16 protein-coding genes are annotated in these 14,162 nt (G+C 57.9%); 9 read left to right on the top strand and 7 right to left on the bottom strand.

The features are described 5' to 3' along the window. Positions 1–58: 58 nt before the first annotated feature. Together ACPYOP_RS01770 and ACPYOP_RS01775 are read right to left on the bottom strand one after the other, a co-directional pair. The gene (locus ACPYOP_RS01770; protein ID WP_481408671.1) at positions 59–496 is read right to left on the bottom strand and encodes a helix-turn-helix domain-containing protein; all 438 of its coding nucleotides are present in this window, start codon (positions 494–496) and stop codon (positions 59–61) included. A gap of 315 nt (positions 497–811) precedes the next feature. Further along, positions 812–1,102 carry a hypothetical protein gene (locus tag ACPYOP_RS01775; protein WP_481408672.1) on the bottom strand — a complete coding sequence of 97 codons (291 nt, stop codon included), beginning with the start codon at positions 1,100–1,102 and terminating at the stop codon, positions 812–814. A gap of 136 nt (positions 1,103–1,238) precedes the next feature. Between ACPYOP_RS01775 and ACPYOP_RS01780 the strand changes: the two genes are divergently transcribed. Beyond that, the gene (locus ACPYOP_RS01780) at positions 1,239–3,245 is read left to right on the top strand and encodes an ABC transporter ATP-binding protein/permease (RefSeq protein ID WP_481408673.1); all 2,007 of its coding nucleotides are present in this window, start codon (positions 1,239–1,241) and stop codon (positions 3,243–3,245) included. 93 nt (positions 3,246–3,338) lie between these two features. On the opposite strand, the gene ACPYOP_RS01785 is transcribed toward ACPYOP_RS01780, so the two are convergent. From ACPYOP_RS01785 to ACPYOP_RS01795, 3 genes are all read right to left on the bottom strand, one after another. Then, entirely contained in the window at positions 3,339–3,755 is a 417-nt protein-coding gene (locus tag ACPYOP_RS01785) for a curlin (RefSeq protein ID WP_481408674.1), read from the bottom strand. Positions 3,756–4,029: 274 nt separating this feature from the next. Then, complete coding sequence (gene csgH / locus ACPYOP_RS01790) at positions 4,030–4,434, bottom strand: curli-like amyloid fiber formation chaperone CsgH (RefSeq protein ID WP_481408675.1); 405 nt, start codon at positions 4,432–4,434, stop codon at positions 4,030–4,032. Between the two features lie 68 nt (positions 4,435–4,502). Next, positions 4,503–4,940: a curlin gene (locus tag ACPYOP_RS01795; RefSeq protein ID WP_481408676.1), complete on the bottom strand. Its 438-nt coding sequence runs from the start codon at positions 4,938–4,940 to the stop codon at positions 4,503–4,505. A gap of 461 nt (positions 4,941–5,401) precedes the next feature. Here ACPYOP_RS01795 and ACPYOP_RS01800 point away from each other — a divergent pair, with 461 nt between their 5' ends. The 7 genes from ACPYOP_RS01800 to ACPYOP_RS01830 all read left to right on the top strand — a co-directional run bounded on the left by ACPYOP_RS01800 (position 5,402) and on the right by ACPYOP_RS01830 (position 11,176). After that, positions 5,402–5,761, top strand: a complete 360-nt coding sequence (locus tag ACPYOP_RS01800) for an SPW repeat protein (RefSeq protein ID WP_481408677.1) — start codon at positions 5,402–5,404, stop codon at positions 5,759–5,761. A gap of 449 nt (positions 5,762–6,210) precedes the next feature. After that, entirely contained in the window at positions 6,211–6,597 is a 387-nt protein-coding gene (locus ACPYOP_RS01805; protein WP_481408678.1) for a c-type cytochrome, read from the top strand. Between the two features lie 161 nt (positions 6,598–6,758). Continuing rightward, a complete protein-coding gene (locus tag ACPYOP_RS01810) occupies positions 6,759–7,562 on the top strand; it encodes a cytochrome c oxidase subunit II (RefSeq protein ID WP_481408679.1) in 804 nt (267 codons plus the stop codon). 56 nt (positions 7,563–7,618) lie between these two features. Next, the gene (locus ACPYOP_RS01815; protein ID WP_481408680.1) at positions 7,619–9,397 is read left to right on the top strand and encodes a cbb3-type cytochrome c oxidase subunit I; all 1,779 of its coding nucleotides are present in this window, start codon (positions 7,619–7,621) and stop codon (positions 9,395–9,397) included. Beyond that, entirely contained in the window at positions 9,394–10,098 is a 705-nt protein-coding gene (locus ACPYOP_RS01820) for a cytochrome c oxidase subunit 3 (RefSeq protein WP_481408681.1), read from the top strand. Before ACPYOP_RS01815 ends, ACPYOP_RS01820 begins: the two co-directional genes overlap by 4 nt. Before the next feature lie 12 nt (positions 10,099–10,110). Continuing rightward, the gene (locus ACPYOP_RS01825; protein WP_481408682.1) at positions 10,111–10,833 is read left to right on the top strand and encodes a heme-copper oxidase subunit III family protein; all 723 of its coding nucleotides are present in this window, start codon (positions 10,111–10,113) and stop codon (positions 10,831–10,833) included. Between the two features lie 10 nt (positions 10,834–10,843). Then, positions 10,844–11,176, top strand: coding sequence for a cytochrome C oxidase subunit IV family protein (locus ACPYOP_RS01830; RefSeq protein WP_481408683.1), 333 nt, complete (start codon positions 10,844–10,846; stop codon positions 11,174–11,176). A gap of 204 nt (positions 11,177–11,380) precedes the next feature. On the opposite strand, the gene ACPYOP_RS01835 is transcribed toward ACPYOP_RS01830, so the two are convergent. Both ACPYOP_RS01835 and ACPYOP_RS01840 read right to left on the bottom strand, forming a co-directional pair. Next, positions 11,381–12,025 carry an alpha/beta hydrolase gene (locus ACPYOP_RS01835; RefSeq protein WP_481408684.1) on the bottom strand — a complete coding sequence of 215 codons (645 nt, stop codon included), beginning with the start codon at positions 12,023–12,025 and terminating at the stop codon, positions 11,381–11,383. A 9-nt stretch (positions 12,026–12,034) separates the two neighbouring features. Continuing rightward, positions 12,035–12,991: a VOC family protein gene (locus tag ACPYOP_RS01840; protein WP_481408685.1), complete on the bottom strand. Its 957-nt coding sequence runs from the start codon at positions 12,989–12,991 to the stop codon at positions 12,035–12,037. A gap of 168 nt (positions 12,992–13,159) precedes the next feature. Between ACPYOP_RS01840 and ACPYOP_RS01845 the strand changes: the two genes are divergently transcribed. Then, entirely contained in the window at positions 13,160–14,155 is a 996-nt protein-coding gene (locus ACPYOP_RS01845) for a LysR family transcriptional regulator (RefSeq protein WP_481408686.1), read from the top strand. The last annotated feature ends 7 nt before the right edge of the window (positions 14,156–14,162 follow it).

Genomic DNA, 14,162 nt, shown 5'->3' on the forward strand with positions numbered 1-14,162 from the left:
TCTCATCATAAAGAGCGCAACTGCCGAGTGTCGTTAAATGAAATGTCATCTTGCCAGATCAGCGCTCGTTGTCAGGTTCGGTTGAATGCACAAAAGCGAGGACCCTAGCCCGCAACCGCTTGTCTTCAAGCGCTGATAAAGCTGTCTGCAAAGCGGCCTCATGATGTCTAGTAAATTGAAAATCAGCTAGTCGCTCCGTGGAAGGAAGGTCGTCAGACGTGCTTCTGAAGAAAAACATGACCGGAACACCGAGGATTTCAGAAATGCGCAGAAGGCGACCAGCACCGATTGTTTCGGTGCCGCATTCGTATGTCTCAAGCTGCTGCGGGCTTATGCAAAGCTTTTCGGCCAATACGCCCTGCGCAATTGACAATTCTTCCCGGCGCAGTCGAATGCGTGATCCAACGTCCACATCGAGCGCATCCGGCCTTTTGTCCATCAAGAAACCGTCAGAAGAGAAACCGCTTTTATGTTCGCAGCTTTTAGTGAAATTCACAACCTTCCAGCAGAGTATTCAAAGTCGACTTTGCACTGTGTTAAAAGGTTTCCAATTGCTATTTGAAAAGCCAGTAAAATCCCTGATTAAGATGATTGATAGCACGGCGACACGCGACAGGTACCGATAAAAATAGTTTTGAGGCCGCAAAGCGTGTCTGTGAGCGCCCAGCACTACTTTGGCGGATTCGAATTCCCGGATGGCTGCCCAATTCGGGCGACGATCAAGCCTCGAACGGCGGGCAATGTCGGCAGAGATGTGCCGCCATGCCCGTTGCTTGCTCACCTTAGGTGCAGCCCCCTAAATCGTCCATCGCTAAAGTAAATCTGCGAATCGGATTTTCTGACCATCTAGGTAGCCATGCTCATAGGCTTTGGCCTGTTCGCTGCCGGCGGGATAGGGGTTCTCTGTGTTTTCCGCCTCACGCTTTCCGGCTTTGATTCCCTGTTCATACGCCTCTTTCTCGCTTTCTGAAGCGGCAAGGGGAGGCAATTGCTGGGGGTAATATTGTATGGGGTTTGGCAACCCAAATCCGGGCGGGCAGACCGCTGCAGTCATTGGCTTTTGCGGGCACATGATGAATTCCTCCTGATACTGAAACGCCATTTGCGATGGACAGTTCCTCAAGGCTGCCGAACAGCCGCGTCATCATTTTGCGTGACAGCCTGCGGGCGAACCCTCCGACGCCATGTCCAACACTGGCATCATGAAACTTTTTGATTTTTTAGCCGTTCTCGTGCTTATGACCGACGCTAAATCCAAACAGAAATCGGTCGATGGCACCAAACCGCATGGTGCCAAGAGGTCGCGCCAACGCAAGGCATCGACTGTCGAGGTCGAGCCCCCGCCAAGTTTCGTTGAATCCGATCCGGAGTTGACACCCGAAGAAGCAGAGCAGGCGCGCAAACGGTATTTGCTGAGGCGCTTCTGGATCAGCGCGCGCGGTTATTGGGGCCACGGCGGCGATGGACCGGCATGGCCGTGTTCAATCGGCCTATTGATCTTGATCGGCACCAATGTCTGCTTCCAGTATGGGATCAACATCTGGAATCGCGCTATTTTTGACGCCATTGAGCAACGCAATGCCCATATCGTATATTTTCTAAGTGCTATATTCCTGCCCCTCGTGCTCGGGAGTGTGGCTCTTGTCGTTGTCCAAGTCTCGTTGCGCATGGCAATTCAGCGCCGCTGGCGTTCCTGGCTTACCACTGCGCTCATCGCGCGCTGGCTGGCAAACGGCCGTTACTATCAGTTGAACCTCATCGGTGGCGACCATAAGAACCCGGAGGCGCGCATCGCGGAGGATTTGCGGATTGCCACGGAAGCGCCGGTAGATTTCATCGCTGGTGTCATTTCCGCCTTTCTGTCGGCCTCGACCTTCATCGTGGTGCTCTGGACGATCGGCGGCGCCCTGACCCTGGAGATTGCCGGTTCGACAATCACCATTCCCGGCTTCCTCGTCATCACCGCGGTGCTCTATGCCGCGATCACCTCCAGCTCGATGGCGGTCATCGGCCGCCATTTCGTTCATGTCTCCGAAATCAAAAATCAGGCGGAAGCCGAATTTCGCTACACGCTGACGCATGTGCGCGAAAACGGCGAGAGCATCGCATTGCTCGGCGGCGAAGAGGAGGAGCGGAACGACCTCGACAAGACGTTCGCCAACGTGCTCAGGCAATGGGCGCTCCTTGCGCACCAACATATGCGCACGACGCTTGTGTCGCAGGGATCGAGCCTGTTTGCACCCGTTGTGCCGATTTTGCTTTGCGCGCCTAAATTTCTCGAAGGCAGCATGACGCTCGGACAGGTCATGCAGGCAGCTTCTGCCTTCGCCATCGTTCAAAGCGCATTCGGATGGCTGGTCGACAATTACCCCCGGCTCGCCGATTGGAACGCTTGCGCGCGGCGCGTTGCTTCGCTGATGATGTCGCTCGACGGGCTTGAGCGCGCGGAAAAGAGCGACACGCTGGGCCGCATCAAGCATGGTGACGCCGAAGGCGATGCCATGCTCAGCCTGAACGATCTCTCCGTGTCGTTGGATGATGGCACCGCCGTGGTCAAGGAAACCCAGGTCGTGATCGAACCCGGAGAGCGGGTGCTCGTCGCCGGAGAATCCGGCACGGGAAAGAGCACGCTGGTGCGGGCCATCGCAGGTCTTTGGCCGTGGGGTGGCGGCAGCGTCAATTTCCACACCGACAGACGATTGTTCATGTTGCCGCAACGGCCTTACATTCCTTCCGGGACACTTCGCCGGGCAGTCGCCTATCCCCGGGCCGCTGACAGCTGGACGCTGGATGAAATCAAGGCGGCCCTCGACAAGGTGGCGCTCGATTATCTGAACGACAAGATCGAGGAAGATGCCCCATGGGACCAGACATTGTCGGGCGGTGAAAAGCAGCGGCTCGCATTTGCGCGTCTCCTGCTGCATGATCCCGATATCATCGTGCTCGATGAAGCAACCTCAGCACTCGATGAGAAGAGCCAGGACAAGATGATGGAGATGGTGATCCATGAATTGCCGAAGATCACCATCATAAGCGTGGCGCATCGCGCCGAGCTGGAAGCCTTCCATAGCCGCAAGATCACCCTGGAGCGACGCGCGGGTGGCGCGAAGCTTGTCAGTGACATTGATCTCGTCCAGCGCGGGGGGAAACGGAATCTATTTTTGCATCTCCTGAAAGACCGGCGTTCTCTACCGAAACACAGCGTGACGCAGAATAAAGCGCCACGGCGCCAGAATAGAAATTGATGTCGGCCTAGCAGGGTTTTGGAAGCGCTTGGAAAGCCCTTGTGAGACGTCGTGTCTCGGGGTTCGGGACAAGAGCAGTTCATCGGCGAGATTCTACCAACCAAACAGCAGTGCTGCTCCGCTTTGCCCGTCGCCGTTCTGCACGACTTGCGTGTCGGTATTCCTTCCAAACTGGAAGATGCCATAGGAGTTGTCATTGCCATTCTGCCGCAGGGTCGCGGAATGGCCATTGCCTTCCTGGCGCACGATACCGAGATTGTCTCGTCCGTTCTGCCCGATGCCGGCAAGATTGTTTCGGCCGAGCTGACGAATGTGAGCGCCCCCACGCAGCCCGTTGTAGAGCGAATAGGCCCGCAAACCGAAGTCCACCACCTCGGCATCCTGCGTCGTCCGAGGCGAAAGGTAAAATGCGATCGAGCCGCCAGCCATGGCAGAATTTGCCTGCGCCGAAACGCCAAGCAAGACAGCGATGGTGGCGATTCCTAGAGTGTTGGCGAGCTTGCTATTCATGATTGCCTCTCCTGATCCGGCTTTCGTCAGCCGATGCGCCACTCTGGCAAAACCAAGCTGAACCAGGTCAGAAGACGTTGTTCAGCAGCCATTTAACTCCGCGGATAAAGGAAGAAGGAAGGAGCCAAAGCCATCCACGGGCTTGGGTTTCGATGGCAGCAACCAGACAAAAAGAGCCGTTCAGCGGTTCAGGAAATCGCTGAATGGCTCTATCGTTTGTTCTCGCGCAATTCCGGACGGGAAAGCCGCTTACGCACCTTTCCTAGAATATCTTTTAGAACGTGCCTGCCACCTGTTTGGTGCAGCTGACGTTCGCGCCATCCGCCGTCACCTTGAGCTTCACATCGTAAAGGGCACCGCCCGCACTGACACTTATTCGACCGAGCGACGTCGTGCGGCCAGCCATCGCTGAAAATTCACCGCCCTGCTGGACGTTCGATGAACCTCCCTCGCCTCCGCCGGATACGCTGATACTGTAGGTGCCGCTTATTTCCCTGTCGGAATGCACAAGCGGCTCCAAGACTATTGTATCGCCTTGAACCTTGTCGCGAATTTCACAGCGAATTGGCGCCGTGCCGGAGCTACCGGCGTCGAGAACGGCCGCACTCGCGCCGGCGGCGATCAGTCCGGCGAGCGTCATCGCTACAGTGATGGGAAAGCGTCTGCCCGAGTTAACCATGTATTGCCTCCTTGTCGTGGCAAAGATCGAGGCCGGGAACCATAAGGCCCCGGCCCGTCGCGCAAAGGTCAAGGGCAGGTCTGGACGAACGCGGCGACATTCCCGCTGCCGCCTTGGCTCACATCGGCGTTGCAACCGCGCCCGACCTGGACGCCCGCCGCGATGTTGCCGTTGCCATCCTGCGTTAGAATAGCGGTGTGATTTGAGCCGAACTGTCCGATGCCGGCCACATTGCGGCTGCCGTACTGATAGGTGGCTCCGTAGTTGTTGCTGCCCTCTTGCCCGACGGCCGACAGGTTGCGATTGCCGTATTGCTGGCCGGTGGCGGTATTGTAGCGTCCATCCTGATAAAATCGAACGCGGTTCTTATGGCCGTTCTGCGCGCCGCCGGCAGAGTTCTGCCAGCCAAACTGTTCGATGCGTACATCGTTGGCCATTGCCGGGGTAATGACAATAGCGCCGACGGCGGCGGCAAGAAGAGTGCGGATAATGGACGTGCGGATCATTTTGACCCCTCCTTCGATGCGGATGTGACCGCGGTTGAACGGCTCCTTTCTAGGCCTCGTGTCCAGAACGGATGCTGAAGATGGTGTTCATCCAAAATTCAGCGATCAGCATCATCCAGAGCGGCTAAATCTATGGTCTCTTGCCGCTTCATCCATCGAGCCTTTCTCGGCATCTCATCGTCGGCAAAGCGGCTGATTGCTCCACATCTCCATATTTGCCATCCGGATCTGACCATCCGAGAAATCGATCGCCTGGCGATGGATTGGAAATCTTTTCGCTCCCTGAAAGCAGAGCTGGAAGACAACATCATTCATTACCAGCGGAAATTTTAGACATAACGACGGAAGCATCGCTCACGCGTTATCTTGAATTAGAAACTATAGTAACTACCTATATACTTAGGCGTGAAGTTCACGCTGGATGTAGCCATCGTTAGGCTTCTTATTGGGAGGAGGTTGTTATGGCAATCACTCTGATGGAAAGAAAAAGAACGCTGGATGGGGTAAATCTGCTCCTTGCGGCGTGCTTGTTTGTCTCCCCGTGGATCTTCGGTTTCACGGCTGAGATGATGCCCAGCTGGAACGCATGGATCGTCGCCGCCCTATTGGGCGTGTTTGCGGTCGCGGCGCTTTCAGTATTTGCTGAATGGGAGGAATGGGTCAATCTGGCACTCGGTCTGTGGCTGATTGCATCTCCCTGGCTGCTCGGTTTTGCTACCAATGCAAGCGCGATGTGGACGGACACCGTTCTCGGCGTGCTCGTTGCGGCTGCATCACTGTGGGTAGTCTGGGATGTTCATCATCCACACGCCAACGCTTAGGTACGGACACGAACCCGATATCAGCTAGAACCGCCGCATCCGGCGGCGGTATCTAGCAACTGTCCAACTGGCGTCAGTCCAAGCTTTGGAATAGGCTTGGTCATGAGTGATACTGGATCGTGAGCGCTGCTGGCATTCATGTGAATCAATGCTGGCGGCTCAGACCTCTATGTCCGCTTCTAAGCACTCCAGACTGCTTGGAAGCCCCGGTTCGGTGTTCCTCAATCAAAACCGACAACGCGACGCTCGATGGCAAGACTCCATCGCCATGGGCGGGCATAGTTTTCAAGATGTCCGGGTCGAAAATCGCCGATTGCTCGGACGCGAGGAATGACGAATGCCTAATTTAAGGAATAGGCGACAAGGGCAACAAGATTTGGTAGATTTATGACCATCGGTTGCGGTTTCACGTATAGATTGGAATAGCGATGGAGAGAAAGAGGATTGCCATGCCTTACCGTTTTCTTCCGATCTGTCTGCTTCCCGCCGTTGCTTTACCGCTTGTCGCCTTTGCACAGGAAGGTGACGTCACGGCAGGGGCCACCGTTTTCAAGAAATGCGCCATCTGCCATGTGGCCGAAACGGATCAGAACAAGATCGGCCCCTCGCTGAACGGTCTTTTCGGCAGAACGGCCGGAACACACCCGAATTTTGCCTATTCCCCGGCCATGCAGGAGGCGGGCAAGGGCGGCCTCGTTTGGAACGAGACGTCGCTTCGCGACTATCTGCACGACCCCAAGGCGAAGGTGAAGGGCACGAAAATGACCTTCGTCGGACTGAAGGACGATACCGAGATTACCAATCTGATCGCCTATTTGAAGCAATACTCCAAATAGCGAGATGCCCATCGGGCCGCGGCATTGGTGTACTTCATGCGGTTGCGCTGGATGAACCACTACTTTTGCCGCAATTGCCCGGGTGATTTGTTCATGAGATAATACTAAAACGTTTCGCGATGAGATTGTAGAAACGTTCGCGGCCTGGTCAGGAGGAGACGATGGCTGTCGTATTGATTCTCGTTCTGCTGGTGGTGGGATCGATCGCATTCCACCTGCTCAGCCCATGGTGGTGGACGCCGATTGCGTCGAATTGGAGCTATATCGACAACACGATCACCATCACGTTCTGGATCACCGGCGTGGTTTTCACTGCGGTCGTATTGTTCATCGCCTATTGCGTCCTCCGCTTCAGGCATCGCCCTGGGAACCAGGCGGCCTACCAGCCCGAAAACAAGCGGCTGGAATGGTGGCTTGCCGGCGGAACCGCAATCGGTGTGGCGGCGATGCTCGCGCCGGGCCTCTTCGTGTGGAAACAATTCGTCACAGTGCCGCCCGATGCGAGCCAGGTCGAAGTCGTCGCTCAGCAATGGCAATGGAGCTTCCGGCTGCCGGGAGCAGACGGGCGGCTCGGGCGGGCGAATACGCGCGATGTGGCCCCGGATAATCCGCTCGGTTTGATCAAGGACGATCCCGCCGGATTGGACGATGTCATCATCGAAGGTGGCGAGTTGCATATACCCGCCGGCAAGCCGGTCAAAATGCTTCTGCGCTCGATCGACGTTCTGCATGATTTCTACGTACCGGAATTTCGGGCCAAGATGGACATGATTCCCGGCACGGTGACTTATTATTGGTTCACGCCGACACGGACGGGAACCTTCGAAGTTCTGTGCGCGGAATTATGCGGCGTCGGCCATCCGCAGATGCGCGGTACCGTCATCGTCGATACCGAGACTGCCTATCAAGCCTGGCTGCAGCAACAGCCGACGTTCTCGAAATCGGTGGCGTCGGCGCAAAAGTAAGTGCCATGCGCAGCTGAGGAGGAAGGCCGCATCGCAGGGAACAGGGAGGAAGGAATATGGTCGAGATTGGTTCCGGCACCGAGCAGGTCATGCGGCCTGCTGAAGTCGAGGATATGGAGCTTTATCACCCGAAAAGCTGGTGGACGAGATATGTCTTCAGCCAGGATGCCAAGATCATCGCCATCCAATATTCTCTAACCGCCATCTCGATCGGCATGGTGGCGTTGGTGCTGTCCTGGCTGATGCGGCTACAACTCGGCTTTCCCGGCTATTTCTCCTTCATCGACGCGGAACATTATTATCAGTTCATCACCATGCATGGCATGATCATGGTGATCTACCTCTTGACGGCGCTGTTCCTCGGCGGTTTCGGCAACTATCTGATCCCCCTGATGCTCGGCGCGCGCGACATGGTGTTTCCCTATGCGAACATGCTGAGCTACTGGCTTTATCTGCTTGCGGTCATCGTGCTGGTCGTCGGCTTCTTCGCGCCGGGCGGGCCGACGGGCGCCGGCTGGACGCTCTATCCGCCGCAGGCTCTTCTGTCGGGTACGCCGGGAGGGCGCGACTGGGGCATCATCCTGATGCTGTCATCGCTGATCCTGTTCATCATCGGCTTTACCATGGGCGGGCTGAACTACGTCGTCACGGTGCTGCAGGGACGCACACGTGGGATGACGCTGATGCGAATGCCCTTGACTGTATGGGGCATATTTACCGCAACCGTCATGGCGCTGCTTGCCTTCCCGGCACTTTTCGTCGCCGCCGTCATGATGCTGTTCGACCGTTTGCTCGGCACCAGCTTCTTCATGCCCGCCATCGTCGAGATGGGCCAGCAGTTGCAGCAAGGAGGCGGCAGCCCCATCCTTTTCCAGCATCTGTTCTGGTTCTTCGGCCATCCGGAGGTCTATATCGTCGCTCTTCCTGCCTTCGGCATCGTCTCGGATCTGATCAGCACCCATGCGCGCAAGAACATCTTCGGTTACCGGATGATGGTCTGGGCGATCGTCATCATTGCGGCCTTAAGCTTCGTCGTGTGGGCGCATCATATGTATGTCAGCGGCATGAACCCGAATTTCGGGTTCTTTTTCGCGACCACGACGTTGATCATCGCCATCCCGACAGCGATCAAGGTCTACAACTGGGTGCTGACGCTTTGGCGCGGCGATATCCATCTGACATTGCCGATGCTGTTTGCCCTGGCCTTCATCGTCACCTTCATCAATGGCGGGCTGACCGGCCTCTTTCTCGGTAACGTCGTTGTCGACGTGCCGCTGTCCGACACCATGTTCGTGGTTGCCCATTTCCACATGGTGATGGGGGTCGCGCCGATCCTGGTGATCTTCGGCGCGATCCACCATTGGTATCCGAAGGTCACGGGGCGCATGCTGAACGTGACCATGGGCCAAATCCACTTCTGGATCACCTTTCTCGGCGCCTATGCGATCTTCTTCCCGATGCACTACCTTGGCCTGATGGGCGTTCCGCGCCGCTATTACGAGCTGGGCGAAACGGCCTTCATTCCACCGTCGGCGCATACGCTGAACATGTTCATCACCGTTGCCGCGCTGGTCGTCGGTGTCGCGCAGCTTCTGTTCCTGTTCAATCTCGCCTGGAGCCTTCGCTGGGGCCGGCAGGCGGGCGGCAATCCATGGCGGGCAACGACATTGGAATGGCAGACGCCGCAAACGCCGCCAGTTCACGGAAATTGGGGCAAGGAGCTGCCGATCGTCTACCGCTGGCCGTATGATTACAGTGTCCCCGGAGCGGATCAGGACTTCCTGCCGCAGAACCAGCCGGCCTCAAGCGGACCGTCCGAAAGGGCGTTGTCATGAGCGCCATTCTCATTTTCATGGCTGGGATCGCCGGCATCATCGCCTGGTGGATGGCGCGGCAGCGGCTGACCTCGAAGCCTTGGCTGGAAGCGGGCCTTGCAGGCGATGCGCCGGAGATGCGGGGGTCATCGGCGACCACGGCAAAAGTCGGTCTCGGCATTTTTCTCGCCGTCGTCGGCGCCTTGTTCGCGCTCCTCATCAGCGCCTATCTTACGCGCCTTGGCGGCGCCGACTGGTGGAGCATTCCGATACCTCGGCTGCTTTGGGTGAATACGGCCGCCCTTGCCGCCAGCAGCGTCGCGCTGCAATGGGCAAAAACCGAAGCCCGTCTCGACCACAGCGAGATGCTGAACACGGCTCTCACAGTGGCACTCGCGCTGGGCGTTCTCTTTCTGGCTGGACAGGTTCTCGCGTGGCGGCAACTGGTCGCGGCAGGCTATGTACTCGCCGACAACCCATCGAACAGCTTCTTCTACATGATCACCGGACTGCACGGCCTGCATATTCTGGGCGGGCTTTTCGTGCTCGGACGGACGACGATCCGCGCCCGGACAAGTCCCGCACTGGCGAGAGTCCGCCTGAGCGTCGATCTCTGCGCCATCTATTGGCATTTCATGCTCGTTGTCTGGCTGATCCTTTTTTCGCTCTTCGCGGGCTGGGCAAATAGTTTCGTCGATCTCTGCCGTCAATTGGTCAGTTGAGGAGCCTCGATGATGACCGAATCCATCGAAAGACCGGTACACGATCCACTCCTGCGGCCCGTGGGACTGCGCGGCGTCGCGGCTGACCTGTCGTCGGACCAGCGGGCGTTCAAGAACGTCTCCTGGGGCAAGGCGATGATGTGGATCTTCCTCCTGAGCGATACTTTCATTTTCGGCTGTTTTTTGCTGGCCTATATGACGGCGCGCATGTCGACCAACGTCCCCTGGCCCAATCCCAGCGAGGTTTTCGCGCTTAAGATCGGGGGCCAGGAAATCCCGCTGATCCTGATCGCCATCATGACCTTCGTCCTCATCAGCAGCAGCGGCACAATGGCCATGGCCGTCAACTTCGGATACCGCCATGACCGCCGCAAGACCGCGGCACTGATGTTGGCGACGGCGGCTCTCGGCGCGACATTCGTCGGCATGCAGGCATTCGAATGGACCAAGCTGATCACCGAAGGCGTCCGCCCCTGGGAAAACCCATGGGGTGCGGCGCAATTCGGCTCGTCCTTTTTCATGATCACCGGCTTCCACGGCACCCATGTCTCGATCGGAGTCCTCTTTCTTCTGATCATGGCACGCAAGGTGTGGCGGGGAGATTTCGATCAGGAAAGGCGGGGGTTCTTCACCAGCCGCAAGGGCAATTATGAGATCGTCGAGATCACGGGACTGTACTGGCACTTCGTCGATCTGGTCTGGGTATTCATCTTTGCATTCTTCTATCTGTGGTGAGGATGGCATCATGGCACAGGCGCAGGCACATTCCGGGCAGCAGCATCCGATAAAGCTTTACATGGTGGTTTGGGGACTGCTTTTCGTCCTCAGCACCTTCTCCTACCTCGTCGACTATCTCGGCATTCAGGGTTATCTCAGATGGTTTCTGATCCTGCTGTTCATGATCCTGAAAGCGGGGCTGATCGTCGCCGTTTTCATGCACATGGCCTGGGAACGGCTGGCGTTGATTTACGCCATCCTGGTTCCGCCGGTTCTGGTGCTTGTCTTCGTCGCTCTGATGGTGTCGGAATCGCACTATACGGCGCTGACCCGGCTCGCCTTTTTCGGCGCCGGCCCGTAGCACCCGGCAATATCTGGTCGTCCGTCATCCTTGGAACAAGGTCAACTTTGGTTGGACTGGATGAGCATCCATTGCCTTCATGTCGATTCGAGCGTCCGTCGACCTCATTCTGGTCTCGCGCTCATCCCAAATCCGGACAAGATTGCGTTACTGTTAATGTTCTGATAGACGGCATCGCCTACGGCTCTTCCGCGATGCGGAATGCTACCACCACTCCCGCCTGGTAAGATCGAGAAGCATCTGCTCCAGCGTTGCGATCTCGCATGGGGACACTTCGTGAGCCCTGTCGGGAATGACGGCGCAGCTGAGCCGGCTACGCGCCCGGGCCAAGGTAGCGGCCGCATCGGCAAAGGCGTCGATGGGGATCCATGGGTCCTTGTCGGACCCAGTCAGATAAGTCGGCATGCGATCGAGATCGGCGAAAGGCCGATCGCAGTTCGCCGTGCCAACGCGGCAGCCGGTCAGGTTCGCCATCGCACCATTCCACGGTCCATGCTGCATGGCATATTCCAGGGTCAGACAGGCGCCTTGGCTGAAACCGCCGATCATGAGTGGCTTCGGATAATCCCTGCTGCCGGAAAGGCGGGTAACCAGCGCCCTGACCTCAGCGACGGATTGCTCGACCTGGCTCCGGGTCGTGGCTGTCAGAACGTCCGTGGCGCGGGCGTCATACCAGCTGCTGCCGCGCGCGCGCGGCAGCACGAAGGCCACACCCCTGGTCTTGAGCTTTGAGATCACCTGTTCCTGCATGTCCTCAGGCGTCTGTGTTCGCCCATGGATGAAAATGCAATGAACCAGGGCCTCCTCGGGGTTCGCGCCGAGGAGGAGTGGCGCGTTGTGGGTCGACATTGATCCAACTCAGAAATTGGCAGGTTCCAGGGCGGCGATAAGTTCCTGCTTGCGGTCTTCGAACCAGGGCGGGAAGACCAGTGTCGTGCCGATTTTATCCGCCGGCTCATCGAGCGCCCAACCACCTTCAACCGACCATGCGATCTCGAAGAGCGCGCCGCCGGGCGACCGGACGTAGCAGGACTTGAAATAGTTGCGGTCCTTCTGGTCGGAAACATCCGTAAAGCCGAGGCCTTCGAGATGGGCCTTGAGCTTGAGCTGGTTTTCCTCGTTGCCGGTGTTCAGCGCAAGATGGTGGATCGTGCCGCCCGCCAGCGTCCAGGTCCCCTGCGGGCCAGTGGACTCCTGCAGTACCTCGACAATGCTGTTCGGCCCGCCGGCATTCGGGACGGAGAACATCAGACCCTCGTCGCTATCGGCTTCCTTCTTCATCGACATGCCGACGCCGAGAAAGTCGTCCATCGACGTGCGGTCGAAGACGGCGATCGCGGCACCATAGATACCCTTGATCCCATGGGCGGCCGAAACGCCCTGCGCTTCGTTGACGATCGACGGGCGGTTGTCCGCGGGGCTCTCGACCAGTTCATGTGGAATGCCGCAAGGGTGCTTGAAAGCGATGCGGGTGATGCCGAAGCGGGAAATCTTTTGGGCGTCGACGCCCTTGCCGTTCAATCGGTCAACCCAGTAGCTGGCCGAGCCGACTGGAATGGCCTGCTGGATGATCTTGGATTGGTTGGTGCCGCGGCGACCATAAACAGCCGGCTTGCGGAAGGGAAAGGTGGTGATGATGGTCGAGGCGTCGCCGTTCCGCGAGCCGTAATAGAGATGATAAACCGGGATCGTGCCGTCGAACAAGACGGTTCGCTTGACCGAATGGAGACCCAGCACCTTCGTGTAGAAATCGTAATCCTCCTGCACGCCGTCGGTGCAGAGCGTCAGATGGTGATAGCCGCTGACAAGAGCCATGTTGTCCTCCCTCAAAATCAATCCAGCAATCCGGATGCGGTTCCCCCGCCGTTCTCATCCGAAGCCACACTGGACGCGCTTTTGGCAGACGTCGCGTGATCGTCATGATTATAGCCGATCCAGTTGCCTGTTGATTGACATTGTTCATACAGGCTATAGCAAATTGCTATGAAGATCGTGGAAGCTCACCTCGTTCAACTCGCCGCTGTCATCGAAACCGGCGGCGTCACCGAAGCCGCCGCCATGCTCGGAATGACGCAGTCGGCGGTGTCGCGTACCATCTCTGTCCTGGAAAAACGCATCGGCGAACCACTCTTCGCGTCCGGCCGCCGACCCATGCAGCCGACTCCGCTCGGCGAGCAGCTCGGCCAGCAGGGCAAGTCGATCCTCTCCTCCTCTCGCAAGGCCGTAGAGATCATCCGGAGCTTCAAATCGGGATCGTCGGGCAGGGTCCGGATTGGCGGCGTCCCCTTTTTCATGGATGCCGTGGTCTCGCAGATGATCGCCTCGTTCCAGCGGGACGAGCCAGGCATCATGGTGCATCAGTCCTATGGCAACTATCCCGATCTCGTCGGTGAGCTGGATTCCGGTCAGATCGACCTTGCCGTAACGCCGACCGGCTCCGTCGATCTTCGCGCCGACCTGCATTTCGAGCCGATCCTGCCTGCGCGCAACGTGCTGGCCTGCGGTGCTGGTCATCCCCTGGTGCGCAAGCGCAGCGTCGCGACGGAGGACATTATCAACTATCCCTGGATCGCGCCCCTCCCCGGCTCGCCGCTGGTGCTCGACCTGCACAATATCCTGCTGACCCTGGGGCTCGAGGAAGTGAGCCTGCGTTATGCCGGCGGATCGCTGCTTAGCGTGGTGAATTATCTGGCGGGAACCAATGCGCTCACCATCCTACCCCACTCGGTCGCCTATGCCATCCGTGGCGAGAACAAGATCACCATCATCCCGCTCGATATTCCACAGCCGGAACGGGTGCTGGGTATCATGACCCGGAAGAAGCCCTATTCGAACCCCGCCGGCCGCAAGTTTCTTGGCCACTTGCGCCGAGAGTTCTCGGAGCTTCGCCGCGCCGTCGAGAAGCACGAGAAGGCGATCCAATGGGTACGGGGACCGTTCATGGGCGACCGCAAGTCTGCAGCGGAGAGGCCGGGCTAAAGCTTCT

The sequence above is a fragment of the Rhizobium sp. KNZ2-6A genome (assembly GCF_056755475.1).